Here is an 18,975-nt window from a genome sequence, read left to right on the forward strand (position 1 = left end):
TTATACATGCAGCTTATGAAAAACGGACAGCACAATAGTCATTACCACAACAGCCGTGACAATAAAGGGAGCATTTTTTTGCATGATCTTCCACGGTTTTTCTTTCATCAGATGAGATGCCATTAGAATCGAGCCTGAAAAAGGGGTTACTTGGGTGGCAAGCATCCACGCCGCCAGCATGAGAAGTCCCATGAAAGCCGGGGATACGCCAAATGCTGCCGGAGACAACGAACTGCCAAGTCCTAAAACAATGATCACCGGGTGAATCCCAAACATAGCCAATAAGATGACACATCCTATTAAAATAATAATAAAGAGCGGGATGATTCCGTTGGAGGATGCCAGTATAACGTTTGAAAGCCATTCACCCGCTTGACTTCTTGATAATGCTTCTCCGAAAAACCCTGCAGTGATAAAAATGCCCATCTCATTATAGATTCTATCAAACGAAGAACTAATATAGCCGGCTGCTTCCTGTGTATATGTACGCCCGTGTTTAATCGCTGCCGCCCACACAAGCGGATAAAAAACAGCGAGAATGGCTACAACGGTTAGCATGTTTACCGGTAATAGTGCTTCAAGCAAAAATGATAAGCATAACAAAATAACGATATAAAGCAACAGCGGTTTTAAAGACCTCCCGCCTTTATTCTGATTGTCTTCCGCCTCTAAGTTATTGTCCACCATCTGGCCATTCTTAAAAGCAGAAAGTGGAAAAAATAACCATATTAATAAGGCATAGATAATAGATAGAGTAATCCCAAAGCCGCCAATTTGCTGCCAAGAGAGATCGTAAAGCACGAGAATAAGGCCAACGTTTACAAAATAAGGCGACCAGAGCATACAAAAACCGAATCCTCTTAAGATTGTTAAGCCAAAACGTTTGTTTTCAAAAGAGGTGAAACTTTCCGATCCAATTTTATACACGAGCGGCATGGAACCAAGGTTTAAAAGCCATCCCATTGATGCGGTTAATAAAAAACCAAATAAGTAAGGGTGAGGCTTCTTTTGTGTTTCTCTTCTGCGGATAGCCATCTGTAAATTGTGAAGATAACCAGCTTCTGACAGCAACGTGCCGAATAATGGAATAAGCAAAAACAAAGCTAGCAAATTAAGGTTCTGTCCAAAACTAAACAAAATATCTGACGCCGGTACTTGATGAGTCAGGAAGATCGTGATCCCAGAGAAAAGAAGCAGTGTTACGACGATCCGATTCCCTTTGTTCATCTTAGCCCATGCAAAAAAAAGCAGCCCCATCGAAATAGAGCTGTATATAAAAATGAGAATATCCATGGGATAGAACACATTAACAAGATAAAGAATAACAGCTGTAAAGGATGCGAATCCAAGATATGAGGATGTCATTGGTGTCCTCGCCTTCCCTTCCTATTCTTCCTCCGTCTATCCTATCATGCTAGTAAAGGGAATGAACAGCAAAAGACTACCAATCGCAACGTATACGGGGAGACGCATGGACTCCACGCAAGCGTGCTATGAAACCGAGGCTCCATACTTGTTAAGGTTGCAAAACTTTCTCTAAGAATAAAAATCAGTGGGGAATGAGTGTTCTCCACTGATTGATGTTTCACATTAGTTATGAACCCGTATGCTTATGATCTTGGATGGCAGGTTGGTTTTGGGAAGGAGAAAGGACGGTAGAAACAGCTGACGGTTTCTTAATATATAGCTCACGCGGCACCGAAGCAAATGTTTCGCAGCCATTTTCTGTTATCCGGATTGATTCGGTAATTTCCACTCCGTAATTATCAAGCCAAATACCAGGCATTAAATGGAACGTCATGTTTGGTTGCATGATGGTACGATCTCCTTTTCGGAGACTAACCGTATGCTCGCCCCAGTCAGGTGGATAGCTGAGGCCAATCGAATACCCAAGCCGTGATTCTTTGTAGTAGCCACGCTTTGCGATTGTTTTACTCCAGATACCTTCTACTTCTTCAGCCGTCATACCTGGAGCGATGGCGTCAAGTGTCGTGTCGATCCCCTCTTTCACTACCTCCGCCAACTCCCTCACCTTTTCAGGAGCCTCACCAATGGCCATCGTGCGAGCGAGCGGTGTGTGGTAGCGTCGGTAGCAGCCGGCTATTTCGATCGTTAAATAGTCACCGTGCTTGTAACGACGATCCGTCCACGTTAAATGAGGGCTCGCTGTATTTTCGCTAGTCGGAATCATCGGTACGATCGACGTGTAATCCCCGCCATAATCTGAAGTACCGCTGATCTGTGCTTGATAAATCGCCGCTGCCATATCATTTTCACGTATACCTACGTCTGCCGTGTAATAAGCCGCATGCATCGCATTTTCCACAATACGGGCGGCTTTGCGCATGCATTCAATCTCTTGGTCAGATTTAATAAGGCGCACCCAGTTCACGAGCGTACTAAAATTTCTCAATTCTGCATTCGGGAGTCCTTGCATAATACGTTCATAACACATAGCGGTAAAGTAAAAAGCATCCATCTCTAAGCCGATTTTTCGGTTACCCTGACCGATTTCATTTAATATATTGGCGACGAAATCCATTGGATGCCGAATCGTAGACTGGACAAATTCGTCTGGGTACGGGATGATATGGCTTTCATCAAGCCACGTTGTGACCCGGGCGCTATGGGCATCCATTTGACGCCCAATCCAAATTGGCTGGTCTTCGTCAATCATGACGACTAAAATTTGATGGACGTAAAAGGACCAAGCATTGTATCCTGTAAGGTAATAAATATTGGATGGGTTCGATACGAGCAATACCTCCACCCCGTACTCCATCATTTTTTGTTTCGTATTATTCATTCTTGTCAGGAACTCTTCTTTACTGAACATGATAACACCCCTTCCTGCTTTCCGTTTTTCTAAAAGGGGATACTATCCCACGCTGGGACAGCACCCCGTTTTCTTTTTATTCTTCCGTCATCTTGAAGCAAACGATTCTCTCTTCAGACATTTCTTTTATTGCAAACGCCACTCCTTCTCTTCCTAATCCAGAGCCTTTTACGCCTCCGAAAGGCATAGCATCAATTCTAAAATCACTGCTGTCGTTAATCATGACACCGCCAACGTGAAGCGATTTTGCCGCTTTTAATGCGGAGTTCACATTGTTCGTAAATATACCTGCTTGCAGGCCGTAATTAACATCGTTAGAGCGTGTAAGTGCTTCGTCTAAATGTTCTACCTTAAAAAGCAATACGACGGGCCCAAAGATTTCTTCCTTCACAATCGGCGCGTTCTCCGGTACATTTTCAAGAACGGTAGGCTGAAAAAGGGCACCTTCCCGTTGTCCGCCCGTTAACACAGCGGCACCGCTGTTTTTCGCTTCTTCTACCCATTCCTCAATCCGACGGGCTTCTTTTTCATTAATGAGAGGCCCCATATCTGTCGACTCCAACATTTTATCGCCCGTTCTAACTTCGCGCACATATTTTAAAAATAAATCCTTAAAGGAGCTATATACGTCTTCCTCCACGTAAATTCGCTGGACACTGAGGCAATTTTGCCCGGCGGCGGCAAAAGCACCGGACGAGGCGGCGGCAGCTGCTTGTTTCAGGTCGGCGTCTTTACAAACAATAAAAGGAGAATTGGACCCGAGCTCCATCGACAGCTTCTTCAGTCCTGCTTTTTTGGAGATTTTTTCCCCGGTTTCGTAGCCACCGGTAAAGCTGATCATGTTTATATCTTTGCTTTCAATCAATGAATCTCCGATGTCCCGGCTCCGGCCGGTGATGACGGTGAGAACTTTCTTTGGAAGTCCAGCTTTCATGAAAGCGTCCGCGAGTTTCAAGGCACTTAACGGAGTTTCCGTAGCCGGCTTAATAATAACAGCATTCCCGGCTGCTACCGCTGGACCAAGTTTATGTGCCACGAGATTCAGCGGATCGTTAAAGGGAGTGATCGCTGCCACGACTCCGACAGGAAACCGAAAATAGTAGCCCATTCGATCTTCATTACCCGGCATTTGGTCAAAATTGATAGACTCTCCTGTCAGCCTTCTCGCTTCTTCCGCGCTCAACCGAAGGGTCTCTATCGCTCTCGTTGTTTCACTCCGTGCCTCATTAATTGTTTTTACACCTTCAGCAGCAATCGTCCTGGCGAAATCTTCATGATTTTCTTCTACAAGAGACGCTGCTTTGTTTAAAATATCCATGCGCTCACGTACGGAAAGATTTGCTGCAATAGGTGCGCCTTCTCTAGCAAGCTTGATTGCTCTCTCCACATCTTCTCTCGACGCTGCCGGCACGGATTCAATCCGTTCATTTTTTTGCGGATCCCAAACGTCTATCTTATCTTCTCTTTCCACCCAGTCTCCTGCCAGAAGCATCTTTTGTCCTGCTAATTTCATCGCCATTGTATTCGCCGCCTTTCTGAAAAAAATTCCTATTCATACAATGAGTACTTACGCTCGTTCCTCTATCGCCCTACAAATCCTTTTCATCTATTGGTAAGCGTTTTTGCTTGTAAAGCACGCAAGGCAGCACCTGCTAGAAGCGACGTACCAACCGGCAAAATATCTTCCTGAATGTCAAAATTCGGCATGTGCAATCCCCGGTTTTCGCTTTCACTAAAGCCTGCACCTAAAAATATCATCGCTGCGGGCACGTGTTTCGCTATATAGCCAAAATCTTCGCCTCCCAATCCGTACGGCTCATCGATAATACGGAACGTCGGAAAGACGTCTTGAATCGTTTGTTCATAAATTCGAACGGCCGTTTCGTCATTAGTTAATGCCGGTTCCCCTTTTTCGACTTCTACTTCATAGCTGCCTCCCAGATTGGAAACCGTCGAAAACGCTTGGTGTAATTGCGTTTCTAACTGATCTCTTGTTTCATCATCGTAGCTTCGCATCGTTCCTTGCAACGTGACTTTATCGGGGATGACATTCGTTGATGAACCAGCTTTCACCTCGCCAATGCTGACTACAGCCGGGGCAAGCGGTGATAGTTGTCTCGCGGTTATCCCTTGAATAGCTTGAATAACAAAAGATAACATCCAGATCGGATCCGTACCTAAATGGGGATAAGCCCCGTGCCCTCCACTTCCGTAAATCGCACCTTGAAAGGTATCAACGTTTGCCATACTCGGACCCGTATGGAGTTTAATATGCCCCGGTTCTATTTCTGGATCCATGTGCAGCGCAAAGGCAGTCGAGACATCGTCCAAGAGACCGGATTCGATCAGGTATGGTGCCCCTGACTTTCCGAATTCATCTGTATCTTCTTCGGCCGGTTGGAATAAAAATTTTACCGTACCGTTAAAATCACTTTCTGCCAGCACGTGGGCAGCTCCGAGAAGTATCGCTGTATGTGCGTCATGACCGCATGCATGCATAACGTTCTCTTCTCGAGAGGCGTATTCCGTATCATTTTCCTCTTGGATGGGAAGCGCGTCCATGTCGGCACGCAAAGCAATGATTGGCCCATCGCCTTTTTTTAAAACAGCCGCAACAGCTGTCTCTATTCCTGTATCTTCTTTTCCGGAGAAAATGTGAATATCGTTTATTTTTTTAAGTTCAGAGATAACAAAAGCCGCTGTATTCTTTTCTTGAAAGCTTAATTCAGGATAGCGGTGTAGATGACGGCGCCACTCGACTAACTGAGAATATAACGACTTAGCTTTCTCATATAGAATATGTTGTGAATCCATTGGCCTCGACCTCCTAGTTAATGTTTGTCTAAAAATGGAGGTGAATGTCGACTTATGCAGCGTGTGTAATTCTTTTCCCTCTATAATCATCCTATTAAACAATAGAAAATATTCCATCCATCAATTTGTATGAAGATTCCGTTTCATAACCAGACAACTTGAATAATAGCTTACTTTAGAAGGGCAGGAATTGTGCTACAATGGGGGGTGAGTGTATTGCTGCCAGGAGGGGGAAGGATTATGTTCACAGTAGCTGATATGTTAAAACTTCCTGTTATGCAGCCAGCGACCTTACATGCTGAAGTAACAACCGGTTTGCAGAACCCCGTGGAGTGGGTGTCTGTTCTCGAGATGCCTGTCGAGAACTTTGTCAGAAAAAATGAAATAGTACTTACAATGGGCATTGGCTGCGAAGAGGATAAAAATAAACTGCTTGCTTTCACAAAGGAAGTGGCGGAAGCGGGAGCGGCGGCACTCATTATTGCGACAGGCCGCTATATTTCTGAACTTCCCCGTAAAGTTATCCAGTTCTGTGAACAGTACGGCTTTCCTTTAATTGAATTACCGTGGGAAGTTCGTTTCGCCGATGTGACGCACGCCATATCTAGCGCTCTCCATCAACAAGAAAAACGTCTTGTGATTCATTCAGATAAAGTGAGAAAAGAAATGTTGGAGATTATTTTAAATGGGAGCGGTCTTGACGAGATAACAGATTATTTAGAACGGTCTTTACAAATGCCCGTTCTTGTTACAGACCGCCGCGGCCATGTAAAGACAAAAAGCAGCCGGGCAAAAGCCCTTGAGGAAAAATGGAACACTCATTTACTGCAAAATGGGGATCCGCTTTATTTTGAGCGTGAAAATAGCAACGGAGAAGTCGTTTCTTTTCCCCACAATATGCACTGGATAACCGGGGAGAGTACTTCCATGCTGCAGCTTACTGTCCAAAGTGCTCGTGAGATTCAAGGATTTATCGTTATAGAATGGCCCGATCATCTAGCGGAAGATGATGCCTTTCAAGAGGATATATTAATTTTACTCGAGCATGCCGTTACCTCTTCCGCCCTTTGCTTTCTGCACGATCAGGCAGCTTTAGAAACGGAAATGAGGTTAAAAGATGATTTTGTCTGGAGTCTTGCCAAGGGGAAATTCAGCCGCGATGATACCGCCTTTTCTCGAGCAAAATCATTGGGATACCGTTTACATGTTCCGTATTTATGTTTAATTGCCAAACCAGAAAACTTGCATAGCCTCTACGAACAGGAACCAGCTGGCAGCCTTTCATTTGAGAATTGGCTTACCCAAATTGGCAATACAATCGAAGAGGAAGTGTATCACACTGGCAGAACGCTGTATCTGCAAACCATGTCCACTTTCCAAAACGAAGAATTAATTATTTATATCGAAATGCTTTCTGACAACACCATAGAAGCGGCTTATCCATTCATTGAACTACTGCAGTATCGTTGCAATCAAAAACTGCCCCGCCTCGTTACGTCTTGGGGTATTGCCAAAACATTTGGCAAACACTCCTTTTCCACCGGTTTTCAAGAGGCATACTCCGCTCTTGATATCGGCCGCCGGCAAAAAGGAGAAGGTTTTATTACAACCTATGCAGATACCAGGTTTGACCGTGCGTTACTTGCCCTCACAGAAAATGAGGAATTAAGAAAAATCACCGATGTCATCATTGCTCCTTTACAGCAATACTCCCACACTCGCAATATTAATCTTGTTCATACATTTATTGTCTATAACCGGCACAAAGGGAATGTCAGTCAAACAGCAAGAGATCTCAACCTCCATCGCCAATCTTTATTATACAGGCTCCGCAAAATTGAAACGTTAACAGGATGCCGACTGGATGACGCTGATGACTTATTTTTAATTGATTTATCTGTCCGTCTTCATACGATTATAAATGGGAAACAAGAATCGGCAAATTGGTAACTCACCTAACAAGCAGGCCCGCTCAGCGGACCTGCTTGTTTTAGAATCGATATTCTTCTTTGACTACTTCTAACGTGCGTAGAGCCTTCTTAGCGTACTCATCATTTTGGTTTTGCAAGTTGTCCGCTAATTGCTGGACAGCTTTTTTTAGCGAGTCTTTGTAATCAGGGACTTCTTCTTTGTAGTCCGTAATGATGGCGGCTGGAACCCAGACTTTTTCATTTTCGGCAAGTGCTTTCCGTTCATGGAAAAAAGGGACATCCGCTTGTTTGGGATGATGTAAATCCCCCTGATTAGGATGCTTCAAAACAGCAAGCACTTTCAGTAAAACATTTTCACCTTTGTACTGTTGAATCTCCCCTATGTAAATACCTGATTTATGTGGTGCTTGTACAATTCGATTATCAGTCATATGTTATTTGTTCTCCTATCCGTGTGGCCTGCTTTTTCTACAGTGTAGCAGACCTTTTCGTTTTTTTATAGATATGAGTCAAAGCACAGCTGTTAAAATACGAACAATTCGAAAATGCTATCGAACAGTTGATTTCCACTGCAGGCGGACGCTTTCCACGGGCATGGCCTCGGGCCAACAGGATGTTGGTTACAAAGGCGTTGCCACAGGACGTGGCGATCTTAGCCTTTGTTCCTTCATCTCGTTTTACAGGATTTTCGGACTCGTGCTGTTCCCGTTGGAGTCGCCTCCTTTCGTTACAATCAACAGATAATATATATGATTCTACATGCATGTCCAATCAGTATATTTATGATTTTTCACCTATAATACGGTACGTGAAATTACGAGCAGGAGGAAAAGCAGTTTGCCTGCTACCCTCTTTCGTTCGTGATTGTCCAGCTTATCGTAGTTTGGGATAAATATTGACCGTTTTCACCGAAGCTCCTTTCCGTCATTACCGCCTCGCCGTCTTTATGGACGGAAAACACCGTTTGGGCGCGTGTCCCGTATTCTTCCATGTTTATAAAAATGGGAGATAGTTTTTTCTCCCATTCTCGGTCGACACCTGTTTGCGGTAAATGCTGCGCCACCGCTTCCTCCTTATCGGAGAGCAGCTCGAATAGAGCTTCTCTATCCAGGCCGGTTGACGCATGGTTTACGATCTCGGCAAATTGTGCTTTCGCTTTTTGTGTTTTAGGCCAAGGGGTATCTAACGAAGCGTTACTGACTCCGTAAATACCAGGAGATAAAATGTGCTTCACTGCTGTATTTTGATTAGTAGCATAGACGACACGGTGAACATCGCCGCCTATAAAGTTGTACCCGCCGTACTCATCTCCCTCTTGATGGCACTGTTGCAAAAACGAATCGTCATCCTCTGTTTCAAGAAAATGTTTGACTAGTTCTCCGCGTGAGCGCCCACGGGCAGATTCGCTTTGTTGCCGTACATTCGTGACTGCTGCGAACCGTCCCGTCTTGGTGGCCCCCATCCACGTGCCTCCTTTTTCTTTATCTTTTCCTGCAATAATCACGGAATTTTCCCATTCATGTAGCGGTGCTGCCGGCCTTCGGTGCCACTCGTCCCGATTTGCTGCTACGATTAAGGGATAATCCGGTACCGCTTGAAAACCAAACACAATTAGACACATACCCATCCTCCGTTTTAGTTGTCGTTTGCTGTATAAATCTTTTTTCTTTTTTTATACGAATCAAATACCTCATGGTAATGCGCAATATATTCCTCACCCTGCTTCCAACAGAACAGGACGTCTTTTCCTTTTAACTTTGCCGGGAAGTCAATGAGCCCCGCTGAAATGCTTTTTACGAAAATACTGTCTTTTTCCAGTTGGGTGATAAGACTGTCTGCCTGTATCTCAATAAAATCAATGGTAGCTTCCATTAAAAACAAATCTTTTTTATTATTGATCTCTTCTTCCAGCTTCCCTTTTTTCACTGCTTGCAAATGATAATAGACACTCCGATATTCACGCTGCAGAAGCTGCAGTTGAACAAGATCCTCTCGCACTCTTGGGAGTTCTGCATTTGCTTCTTTCAGTGAATAATACGTGTTAAACAAATGTATCTCCCCCTTCTCCACTCTCTTTTTTCCTGTATGTAAATGATAGCGTATTCAATCGAAAGAATAAAGAGAAAGCAAATAAGGACGGGATAAGAGGATCAATGTTATAATAGATTGAAAAAGTTACATTTATAAAGTCACGAAATTACCGATATAGCTAGGTCAGGCCCGAGTATTCAAAGGAGGCAATGCTTGCATGAGTGAACACCACCCAACTTTAAATAAAGATGAGAATCAAGAACAAGCTGCCAAAGAACGCGCCCAGCAATTTCTTGAACGTTTTAAGTCTGCCGCTGATTCCGAGGAGTTAGTAAATATGCTTGGTGGACTCGGTGAGACAGAGCAACAGCAAGCCGGTGATTCTTTAGAAGCGTTAAAAAAGCCAGTGCGCGAGATGATGAACCAAAAAGACAACGATCTTCCCGATAAGCTGCATGAACTAAAAGAAATAGTCGGAGAACTTGAGCCTCATTATTTAAAAGAAAGTAAATGGCAGCAAACATGGAACAAACTTTTGCGCCGTAACCCTATTGAGCAATACGCGCGTAAATATCAAACGGTAGAAGCACAGGTCGAAAATATTATCGAAGGTTTGCTTAAAGGCCGTGATAACCTACAAGAAGACAACGTCATGCTCGAACAACTAAAAGAAACAGCGAAAGACCGTATTTATAGTTTGGAAGGACAAATCGCAACCGGTAAACAGTTAAATGAAATGCTTGAACGGGAAATGACGAAAGACGAATGGCGTGATAATCCTGCCTCCTTACAAAAAGGACAACAAAAAGTAATATCACGTGTCAAAAATATGACTCAAGCCGTTATGGTCCTGCAACAATCGCTCGCATCTGTTGATTTAATCCTTGAAAACAATGAAAAACTCGAAGAAGCTATTTTTAATGCGATCACCATGACCAAAAACATTATTACCGTCACCGCATCCATTCAGCTCGCTTTAGGTAATCAGCGCAAAGTAATCACTGCTGTACAAAGTGTCAATAAAGCGACAGAAAATATGATCAAGAACAATGCTGAGATGTTAAAACAAAATACAGAAGACACATTGCGAACGTTAGAAGAGCCTGCCGTCGCGATCGAAACGTTTAGAAAAGCATACGAGGATGTGTATTCCGCTATCCAGATGACAGAAGAGTCTAATGAACGCATTGTTACGTCCGGGAAAAAGTTTATCAATGAAATGGATAAACTCAATGAACAAATGAAACACAAGCTTTTGGAGTAGGTAAGAATGGAAAAGAAGGTGGTGCACATGACAAAAGATTGGCTGTCACATCCATGGATTGAACGCTTCCTCCCCGACCATCTTCGGCCCGTGGACGAGCATATTTTCTCCGATCCGTATGGATTGGTCATTATCCAGGAAACAGAGGCTGCTCTAGAGCGATTAATTCTGCATGGGGAACAAATAAAAGGCGCGCAAACCTTCAAGAAAAGCGGGAAAACGTTTCAATTTCGTTTAAAAGTAAATCAGAAACGGATGCGCCTCTTAAGTTATGATACGGCACAATCGGAAGCTGCTATTAAAAAAAGAATTGTCGTGGAGTATCTTCGCAAAGCTTACGTTCCTAAAAGCAGCCAGAAGCGTTTTAAAGAGGCGCACGTTCAATATATTAAAAATGGGAAGACTTTCGTGCGGAGCATACGTCGGTCAAGTCTGTTTCAGTCTCTCTTTGTTAAGCTCGAACAACTCGATGATGCCCTGCTGGGAAAACTGATCCAGCCATCTGCTGCTGCCCGTTTTTATTCTCAGTCCCCTTCGGAAAAAGAAGACTCCCCTGCGGATACGAAAGAACTCATGAACCTTCTCCAGCCGCTCGAGGACGCTTTTCAATCTGAATGGGGCTCACTCGGTAATGTAATCCGAAACCGACTTGAACGCCTCCTCGTTGAAACACGGCAAGCAGCTTCTATTTATGATGATTTGGACATTGAAGATAAATATAATCTGAAACGGATGCTGCAAAAAGATATTCCTGATTTAATTGAAACCTATCTTTTGCTTCCACAAAAAGAAAAGGAAAGCCGCACGGAACAAGTCTATGAAGCGTTGACTAAAATGGAAGTCCGCCTTCGTTCCGTCAAGGAGGCGACGGAGCAAAATAACGTAGAAAAAATAGAACAATTGCTGCGGCTTACTGACAAGCGCTATTCCACCCAAAACAAGAAAGGAAGATAGATGTTGAAATGGCAAAAACCAACCTTCCTTACCGATGACATTTGGATCTCTGATGGTTTTGACATGGAGATGCCGAATCGTACAGGCACCTATATAATAAACGAAGAAGAGTTAACGTTGATTGATACAGGGCCCAGTTTATCCGTCCCTTTTATTAAGATGTCTCTTGAGTGGCTGAACCGGAGCTTGGCCGACGTCACTTATATTATTGTCACTCACGTCCACCTTGACCATGCCGGCGGGGCCGGACTGCTCCTCCGTGAATGCCCGAACGCAAACGTCATTATTCACCCTCGTGGGGCAAGACATTTAGTGGATCCAGAACGGTTAGTAAAAGGAGCCCGCGCAGTGTATGGGGAACAGTTTGATTCATTATTCAGCCCTGTGGTGCCTATCAGCGAAGAAAAGGTACTTGTCAAGCACCATCAAGACAGCCTCTCATTCGCCTCAGGCAGAACCTTCACGTTTCTAGATACTCCCGGTCATGCCAAACACCACTTCAGCATCGTCGACTCGAAAAGTGGCGGAATATTTACCGGGGACACGATTGGCATCCAATACGAAGATGCCAAAAAACTGGGGCAGGAGATATACGTGCCAACTACCTCCCCTAATCAGTTTGATCCGGATGCGATGCAGCGCTCCCTGGAACTTATTATGTCCTACCAGCCGACGCGGATTTTTTTCGGTCACTTTGGCGCCTCGGAAAACATCGCAGAAATAAAACGGCAACTGGAATACTGGATCCCCATTTTTGTAAGTATTGGTAAAAAAGCAAACGACAACAAGGCAAGTGTTGCGCTTGCAGCAAGTGATATTGAAAAGGAAGTACTGAGCTACTATTCACTGACCGACCTGGACGCCGGCCATTCGTTTCGGTCCATGTTAAAAGTAGACGCTTCCATTTCTGCTATGGGGCTCCTCGATTACTTCTCCAAGTAACCCTGCCCATTCTTCCCTGCTCCGCTTGCTGACTTCGGCTCTTTCTCGTATAATAAAATGAAATATCATTTAAAAGTAGAAAGAGCCGCGGATACTTAAGTGATTGCTTTGTGGAGTAATTCCGCGGATCGCCACATATATATCTATTACCAACTTAAAAGTGAGGGTTTCCATGAATCGTATAGAGGCTACAAAACGTAAAGGTAGTATTGTCCTTGTTGATATGGGCCAGGAGGGTATGTATTACGGCCGCTTAGAGGAGGTCTTAACTCCACCTAAAAAAACATGGTCCGGGAAAGTTTTTATTACCGGAGTTGCCGAAGTTCCTGATCTTGAGGCTTCGCATATGCTGAGTGAAATGAAGGATGCTTATGTTACAGTCCCTGGTTCTAAAATATTTGCTATAGACGTAGAAGAAGGGCTGACTTATACAGAATCGGTTCGCCACTCTATTCAATCCGTTATTAATCAACTAATTGAAAAAACGGCAGCCAACGAAGAAGCCGCCCGTAAGTGGGCTGAAATCGGTTCTGTTTATGGGGAGGTTGTGTTGCCAAAAGCTTTTGAGGACGAAGCAACACCCACAGACCCTGAACCTTACGTCTATTATAGAATACGAAAAGATGACGAGGGCCTGCCTTATTTAGAAGAAGAAGTGAGTATGGACGTATTAGAATTAGAGGGCTGTCCTTTTGAATTTGAGATTGAGCGAAAAGGGACTTGGGTGCCCGTCTCACATGTATCAGAATTTATTTTTCAAACGGAAAAAGGGAAAGAATATAAAGTCAAAGAACGTGAATATGTTAGAATTCATACGGAACAATTTCAACCGTTTACGATTCTTTTAAACGAACTGGAGCATCCTGCTCGGGAAAGCCTCCTACACCATATCGAGACATATGGTTTTACGATAGAAAACCTTGCTAATTGTCATAATCGCCTGCTGTATGAACTTCTGCAAGCTGACGGTCTCACTTCGTTTAAAGGGGTCAACTTTATCACACTTCAACGACCAGGACGGACACTATTTATTCAGCATCATTACGAACGAACCCTTCATGAGCACCATCCTGATTATGTCTATGATCGCTTTGAATGTACTAGTGATGACGGCGAGCGCCAGATTTCCACGTACACAAACGCGGTGCCGAAAGATCACGAAGCCTAAAATAAGAGACTGTCCCATAAGTTGGGACGGTCTCTTTTGTGTCATAACCCTTGTAAAAGTCGTTATTTGTGAGTTAGGCCCTCTTTTCTTCCTCATACCAGTCGAAAATATTTTGCTCACGCTCGTCCGTGTCTTTTACTTGAAAGGTTCTGCCACCTGTTGTTGTAAGAACATCAGCTGACAGGGTGTAGAGTCCCTTTTTTCGTTGAAAGTAAGATTGTTTGCTTGCGATTGATTGGATATGGGTATGGGGGATGACACTGCAGCAGAGGTTGAAAATCCGCGTTTGCAAGACGCAGTGCCGGCCAGTTAACATCACCCCACTGTCTTTAAACCTTTGCCAGCCAAACCACGTAAAGAAGACTGGTACTACGAGATACAGCCAGCCATTTGGGAGCCAAAGAAGCGCCGGTATTGCACCTATCCACGGGAGCACGGAAGTACGAAACATGTAGCGGGGGGCGGCTCTTCTTGGCAGTTTTTCCAAGCTTTCAGGAAATTGTGCTTCTGGAAGTACTTCTTTCATCAAAGCATTGATTTCCGGCTTTTTTGCAAGCGGCAGTAAAATCGTCGATAAGTTTTCTTCCTTCGACCCCCCGCCGGCACTGTCGACATATATACTCCACATCCCTAAGAGCTGCCGGATCGGATTGGTGACATAACGGATGCTTGTAATCCGATCGACTTGCAGCGTCAATTGCCGTTTTTCCAAAATCCCCCGTTCAATGATGAGCTCATTTTCCTTTTTTCTCACTTTAAACTGTCCGTATTGTAACACGGTAAACAGCGCAGCAAGCAGCCATGTCATAATGGCAATCAACAGACATAAGAGGACAAGAAAATACGTTCCTGTAGCAAGCAAATAACCAATGGAATTTTCATAGAAGTCGCTTGGTATGAACTGTTCGATTTGACTGAGAAAAGCGGCAGCCGCCGAAAAAATGATCCCTACTTTACCAGATGTTAATCCAGCTGCAACGATATTCGGAAAGGGAACATGATACTCAAATTCTTTTTCCTCTGATCGTACTTCCGCTTTCTCGTCTGCTATTACATCCTCTACGCCAAGCGCTCTTCTTAAGCGTTCAGCCTCTTGCTTCGATAGCGCGGCAAGATCTACTTCCGGCTCTAAGCCGCCCCCTGCTGTTTCTATTTTCATTTTCACAACGCCAAATAGACGGTGAAAGACACCAGCTGTAATATCTAAGGACTGTATCCGGTTTCTGCGGATATAGCGATTTTTCTTCACGAAAATGCCGTGACGAATCTTCAGCTCGTTTTCTTCTATATGATAACGAAAAAAGAACCAATATAAGACACTATACACGAGAAGAAAGATAAGTATCGCAGGAAACAGCCAACGGGTCACAACCGATGCTGAACCGGTCCCACCTGCAAATAACGAAACGAATAAGGGGATGATGAAATCTTTTATTTTGGCGGCATACGTAACAATGACAGCTGATTTATGAAGTCTTTGAAAGTTATGCATGGTTCTCATCCATTCCCGCGAGTTCCGCAATTTGAGCACGCAGTTCCATGCCATCGTTTTCTGTTAAAGCTGGTATTTCGTGAGTACCGGCAGCAGTCGAGATGGTAACAGCCGTCAAATTAAATTTTTTATACAAGGGTCCTTGTGCCGTGTCTACGTGCTGAACGCGCGACATCGGGATCATCGTATGTTTGCGAATGAAAATACCGCGCAGCAGTTCAACTTCTTCGCTGGACACCTCATATCGCCATATTCGCCATCTGATCTTTGGTAAAAAAACTGTTTTCCACACCCCATATAGTAAAACTACGATAAGCACGCTCCAGAAGTACCAGAGCGGCAGGTCAAAGCGGGATGCGGCGAAGAAAAGTCCAGCCGGTATTACGAGAAGAAAAAAGGTTTCGATCACACCTTTAATACGCCAGACTGATAAAGCTTTTTGAGAAATTCGATGAGCAGGTTGATGTCGCAATAGGGATACCCTCTCTTTTTTCAATAAATAACCGCTTGCGCACACAGCTACAAAGCGGTTTAACTACGCTATCTATTTATTGTTTCTTTTTTTCTTCGATCATTTCTGTCATTTGTTTCCAAACAGACCCTTTCGCCTGTTCTCCGCCTTCGATCCGCTCAAGCGCTAATTGAGCCTGCATGGCGACTTCGAATTCGGGGTCTTTGGCAGCTTTTCTAAGTGCTTCTACAGCTGTTTCATCCCCTACTTCATATAGAAACATCGCCGCGCGCCAGCGAACAAGCTTACTGGGATCTTCGAGCGCTTCTATCATTGCCGGGATACCGGCCTTGTCACCAATGTCGGAAAAACAGTCACCAGCTGTTCGTCTTACCGTTACTGATTTGTCCTGCAGCGCTTGACGCAACAGCGGTAGAGCAGCAGCGTTTTCAATCATCCCGATATTAACGACTGCGAGTCTCCGTACAGACGCTTTTTCATCGTGCAGCGCTTTCTCCAGTACAGGAAGGTCTTCTTCTTTCGGATCCATTTGTTCGAGAGCCGCGTAACGCTCTCTCCAATCAGGATGCGCAAGCATTTCCGGTGTAACCTTGATGTAGCGGCTTACCTGTTCAGAAACTGCTGTTTCTCCGGAGAGCGCGGTTTCAATGAGGCGTTTCAATCTGGCTTCCGAGTATGCAGCCGCTATTTCTTCTGCAACTTCCATCCCGATCTCCTCCAAATCGCTGCCATAGCGAACGCCGTGATCTTCCCATTTTCGTTCAAAAACAATGTTATCCTCTTCTTTTTGCGCTTGTAAGACGGCATCCTGAAAACGACTCGGAAGCCCTTGTCTTTTTTCCTCATCATCCGTGAAAATTTTAAGCTGCATCGGAATCCCTTTAAACGTCTGCAGTTGAACGTGAACTTCTCCGTACGCTTCATTCGTGTGGTTCGACGTCTCCGTATGTTCCGCACTTTCTTCTCCAAAAACAGAGCGGACTTGTGGCAGAAGTACTTTCCAGTCCGCTTTCGAGTGACGTTCTACTGCCATAAAATCAGCGACATGGTAGACTCCTTTGATGCCATCTATCTCTAACAACGCACGAACAAGCTCAGGTGCATCCTCTTTGTTTTTCAGTGAATAGTTATTACTTTTCCCAGAAGGAAGCACTTCATTAAGAGTTATTTTCATCGTATTCGGACTAGGTGTTGGTTCAATTGATACTATTTTCATTCGCGTATACTCCTTTCGCTTCGTAGACTACCGTGCTTATGGGGAATGGTTGAGTTTGTAGAAATAAAAAGACTTTGTCACAGTAGGAAAGTATGTGAAAATTTTACTCGTTAACCAAAAAAGAAAATTGACATGTTTACAGACTGAAAAGAGCGTCGGGCGGTGACTCCAGCGGGAAAAGCAACAGCTGAAGATCCCGCAGTGAACGCTTCTTGCTCACGAGGAAGCTGAAGCGTTGCCCGCGGCTAAGGAAGACACAGTGAGAACGAGCGTGAGCGAAGTTTCGAACTGATGTCGTGCTTGTGCCTGAAGGTGAAAGCATCCGCCCAGAGCGATTGGAAGCCGGGTGTAGATGTAGAAAAACAGAGTGATGAAAAATACTGTCCTCATAACCATGTCGGGAAAAACTTAACACATGCAGTAAGAGAACTGCTTTTGCAAGCTATAGTAAAAGTGCGTATGTTTATTGTAACATGAGTGTGTTTGTAGTTCTAAAACAAACAAGTTAACGACAATTGGTCCTATGATGTATAATGAAAAGAATACCGTTAGATTTTTCAAAATGAAGCTGCTTAGGACAAGGAGGTTTTTAGGTTGCAAATTGCTCTTATTTCAGATATCCACGGCAATGCCCGTGCGTTAAAAGCCGTTTTAAATGACCTGAAAACAAAAAACATTCAGCAACTGTACGTGCTCGGGGACATTTGTTACCGTGGCCCGGAGCCGAAAAATTCACTGGAAACCGTTCGTTCTTCTCCTGCAAAAGTGTTAAAGGGAAACGCGGATGAATGGGTCGTTCGCGGCGTTAAGAAAGGCGAGGTGCCGGACAAAGTGCTCGCCCTCATGAATCAGGAACGGGAGTGGACGCTCGAACGGTTGACAAAAGACGACATCCGTTACTTAGAAAACCTTCCCGACTCATTTGTAGAAACACTAAGTGAGTCGATCACGATGCATGCCTTCCATGCGGTGCCGGACAACCTGTTCGACGTTGTCCCCGCCGACGCACCGGACGACGTGCTGGAAGAAAAATTAACCGGGGAGTATGATGCTGACGTTATTGTCTACAGCCATATTCATACTCCTTTCGTCCGGAAAATCGGCAAAAAACTTTTCATTAATACGGGCAGCGTCGGACTCCCTTTTGATGGCGATCCCCGTCCCTCCTACGTTTTACTTCAAGTGCACGGGAGCGATGTCTCTGCTTCTGTGGAGCGGGTAACGTATGATAATGAAAGGGTCATGCGACAATATGATGCGAACGACTACCCAAACCGGGAACAAATGAAAACTGTCGTGAGAACCGGCAAAAAGCCTTCGTAGCTACGTCATCCATTCGATGCTTGCGCCGACACGGTTCGCGGCAAACTGTCATTCACAAAACAGACCTGCTCACAAAGTGGACAGGTCTGTTTTAGTCTGAAGTACGAAGCAGCGGGGATAGACGGCTTAATAATGCCGGTACGGAATGAAACGCATAGATTGTCTGCAATGTTTCACCATTCTCTATTACTTTTAAACAAGGTACACTTGTTATTTGTTCCGCTTGCAATAATTCCGGCACGACATTCGCATTTACTTTTACGAACAATTCCTCCGGCCAAAGCATCTGCAGAGAGAGAAGCATTTTTTCCGCAACGGTACACGTGCCGCATAACGGCGTATAAAAAAATACCAGAAAACGTTCTCGCTCTTGAAGCAACTGCTTTATCTCCTGTTGTGTCTTATCCTCTATCCTCATCTTTGATCCGCCGGCACGTTAACTCGTTCTACACGCACATTCATGACCGGCACCAACCTTTCTAAATTTTGATCTCCCACTTTTTCCCTTATCATAACACTGGACAAAAAACCT

General features: G+C 44.4%; 17 protein-coding genes. 6 read left to right on the forward strand and 11 right to left on the reverse strand.

The features are described 5' to 3' along the window. The 4 genes from LOR49_RS06790 to LOR49_RS06805 all read right to left on the reverse strand — a co-directional run bounded on the left by LOR49_RS06790 (position 1) and on the right by LOR49_RS06805 (position 5,650). The gene (locus LOR49_RS06790; RefSeq protein ID WP_240375515.1) at positions 1-1,365 is read right to left on the reverse strand and encodes a TRAP transporter large permease subunit; all 1,365 of its coding nucleotides are present in this window, start codon (positions 1,363-1,365) and stop codon (positions 1-3) included. A 229-nt stretch (positions 1,366-1,594) separates the two neighbouring features. Beyond that, entirely contained in the window at positions 1,595-2,836 is a 1,242-nt protein-coding gene (locus LOR49_RS06795) for a M24 family metallopeptidase (RefSeq protein WP_240375516.1), read from the reverse strand. Between the two features lie 76 nt (positions 2,837-2,912). Further along, entirely contained in the window at positions 2,913-4,355 is a 1,443-nt protein-coding gene (locus LOR49_RS06800) for an aldehyde dehydrogenase family protein (protein WP_240375517.1), read from the reverse strand. Positions 4,356-4,438: 83 nt separating this feature from the next. Then, the gene (locus LOR49_RS06805) at positions 4,439-5,650 is read right to left on the reverse strand and encodes a M20 metallopeptidase family protein (RefSeq protein WP_240375518.1); all 1,212 of its coding nucleotides are present in this window, start codon (positions 5,648-5,650) and stop codon (positions 4,439-4,441) included. A gap of 240 nt (positions 5,651-5,890) precedes the next feature. On the opposite strand from LOR49_RS06805, the gene LOR49_RS06810 reads away from it, so the two are divergent. After that, positions 5,891-7,600, forward strand: coding sequence for a PucR family transcriptional regulator (locus tag LOR49_RS06810; protein WP_240375519.1), 1,710 nt, complete (start codon positions 5,891-5,893; stop codon positions 7,598-7,600). Between the two features lie 40 nt (positions 7,601-7,640). Here the strand turns inward: LOR49_RS06810 and kapB are convergent, their stop codons facing one another. The 3 genes from kapB to LOR49_RS06825 all read right to left on the reverse strand — a co-directional run bounded on the left by kapB (position 7,641) and on the right by LOR49_RS06825 (position 9,630). Beyond that, positions 7,641-8,012 (reverse strand): kinase-associated lipoprotein KapB, encoded by a 372-nt coding sequence (kapB, locus tag LOR49_RS06815; RefSeq protein WP_240375521.1) that lies wholly within the window; start codon positions 8,010-8,012, stop codon positions 7,641-7,643. Between the two features lie 413 nt (positions 8,013-8,425). Continuing rightward, complete coding sequence (locus LOR49_RS06820; RefSeq protein ID WP_240375522.1) at positions 8,426-9,202, reverse strand: NRDE family protein; 777 nt, start codon at positions 9,200-9,202, stop codon at positions 8,426-8,428. Positions 9,203-9,216: 14 nt separating this feature from the next. After that, positions 9,217-9,630, reverse strand: a complete 414-nt coding sequence (locus LOR49_RS06825) for a DUF2203 domain-containing protein (protein WP_240375523.1) — start codon at positions 9,628-9,630, stop codon at positions 9,217-9,219. Positions 9,631-9,829: 199 nt separating this feature from the next. Here LOR49_RS06825 and LOR49_RS06830 point away from each other — a divergent pair, with 199 nt between their 5' ends. From LOR49_RS06830 to LOR49_RS06845, 4 genes are all read left to right on the forward strand, one after another. Then, the gene (locus LOR49_RS06830; RefSeq protein WP_240375524.1) at positions 9,830-10,876 is read left to right on the forward strand and encodes a toxic anion resistance protein; all 1,047 of its coding nucleotides are present in this window, start codon (positions 9,830-9,832) and stop codon (positions 10,874-10,876) included. Positions 10,877-10,882: 6 nt separating this feature from the next. Next, the gene (locus LOR49_RS06835; RefSeq protein ID WP_240375525.1) at positions 10,883-11,830 is read left to right on the forward strand and encodes a hypothetical protein; all 948 of its coding nucleotides are present in this window, start codon (positions 10,883-10,885) and stop codon (positions 11,828-11,830) included. Next, entirely contained in the window at positions 11,831-12,772 is a 942-nt protein-coding gene (locus tag LOR49_RS06840) for an MBL fold metallo-hydrolase (protein WP_240375528.1), read from the forward strand. A 172-nt stretch (positions 12,773-12,944) separates the two neighbouring features. Then, positions 12,945-13,940 (forward strand): DUF2777 family protein, encoded by a 996-nt coding sequence (locus tag LOR49_RS06845; protein ID WP_240375530.1) that lies wholly within the window; start codon positions 12,945-12,947, stop codon positions 13,938-13,940. Positions 13,941-14,013: 73 nt separating this feature from the next. Here LOR49_RS06845 and LOR49_RS06850 read toward each other — a convergent pair whose 3' ends face one another. From LOR49_RS06850 to LOR49_RS06860, 3 genes are all read right to left on the reverse strand, one after another. Next, entirely contained in the window at positions 14,014-15,432 is a 1,419-nt protein-coding gene (locus LOR49_RS06850; protein ID WP_240375531.1) for a PH domain-containing protein, read from the reverse strand. Beyond that, the gene (locus tag LOR49_RS06855; protein ID WP_240375532.1) at positions 15,425-15,904 is read right to left on the reverse strand and encodes a PH domain-containing protein; all 480 of its coding nucleotides are present in this window, start codon (positions 15,902-15,904) and stop codon (positions 15,425-15,427) included. Before LOR49_RS06855 ends, LOR49_RS06850 begins: the two co-directional genes overlap by 8 nt. Before the next feature lie 76 nt (positions 15,905-15,980). Continuing rightward, entirely contained in the window at positions 15,981-17,120 is a 1,140-nt protein-coding gene (locus tag LOR49_RS06860) for a conserved virulence factor C family protein (protein WP_240375533.1), read from the reverse strand. A gap of 594 nt (positions 17,121-17,714) precedes the next feature. On the opposite strand from LOR49_RS06860, the gene LOR49_RS06865 reads away from it, so the two are divergent. Beyond that, positions 17,715-18,443, forward strand: coding sequence for a metallophosphoesterase family protein (locus LOR49_RS06865; protein ID WP_240375534.1), 729 nt, complete (start codon positions 17,715-17,717; stop codon positions 18,441-18,443). Positions 18,444-18,534: 91 nt separating this feature from the next. Here the strand turns inward: LOR49_RS06865 and LOR49_RS06870 are convergent, their stop codons facing one another. Beyond that, the gene (locus LOR49_RS06870; protein ID WP_275899544.1) at positions 18,535-18,861 is read right to left on the reverse strand and encodes a thioredoxin family protein; all 327 of its coding nucleotides are present in this window, start codon (positions 18,859-18,861) and stop codon (positions 18,535-18,537) included. Positions 18,862-18,975: the final 114 nt, after the last annotated feature.

This window comes from Bacillus piscicola, assembly GCF_022458745.1.
Lineage (GTDB): Bacteria > Bacillota > Bacilli > Bacillales > Marinococcaceae > Alteribacillus_A > Alteribacillus_A piscicola.

Coding starts and splice junctions, on each gene's coding strand:
- LOR49_RS06790 (WP_240375515.1), bottom strand. CDS start 1,365: ATGACATCCTCATATCTTGGATTCGCATCCTTTACAGCTGTTATTCTT.
- LOR49_RS06795 (WP_240375516.1), bottom strand. CDS start 2,836: ATGTTCAGTAAAGAAGAGTTCCTGACAAGAATGAATAATACGAAACAA.
- LOR49_RS06800 (WP_240375517.1), bottom strand. CDS start 4,355: ATGGCGATGAAATTAGCAGGACAAAAGATGCTTCTGGCAGGAGACTGG.
- LOR49_RS06805 (WP_240375518.1), bottom strand. CDS start 5,650: ATGGATTCACAACATATTCTATATGAGAAAGCTAAGTCGTTATATTCT.
- LOR49_RS06810 (WP_240375519.1), top strand. CDS start 5,891: ATGTTCACAGTAGCTGATATGTTAAAACTTCCTGTTATGCAGCCAGCG.
- kapB (WP_240375521.1), bottom strand. CDS start 8,012: ATGACTGATAATCGAATTGTACAAGCACCACATAAATCAGGTATTTAC.
- LOR49_RS06820 (WP_240375522.1), bottom strand. CDS start 9,202: ATGTGTCTAATTGTGTTTGGTTTTCAAGCGGTACCGGATTATCCCTTA.
- LOR49_RS06830 (WP_240375524.1), top strand. CDS start 9,830: ATGAGTGAACACCACCCAACTTTAAATAAAGATGAGAATCAAGAACAA.
- LOR49_RS06835 (WP_240375525.1), top strand. CDS start 10,883: ATGGAAAAGAAGGTGGTGCACATGACAAAAGATTGGCTGTCACATCCA.
- LOR49_RS06840 (WP_240375528.1), top strand. CDS start 11,831: ATGTTGAAATGGCAAAAACCAACCTTCCTTACCGATGACATTTGGATC.
- LOR49_RS06845 (WP_240375530.1), top strand. CDS start 12,945: ATGAATCGTATAGAGGCTACAAAACGTAAAGGTAGTATTGTCCTTGTT.
- LOR49_RS06850 (WP_240375531.1), bottom strand. CDS start 15,432: ATGCATAACTTTCAAAGACTTCATAAATCAGCTGTCATTGTTACGTAT.
- LOR49_RS06860 (WP_240375533.1), bottom strand. CDS start 17,120: ATGAAAATAGTATCAATTGAACCAACACCTAGTCCGAATACGATGAAA.
- LOR49_RS06870 (WP_275899544.1), bottom strand. CDS start 18,861: ATGAGGATAGAGGATAAGACACAACAGGAGATAAAGCAGTTGCTTCAA.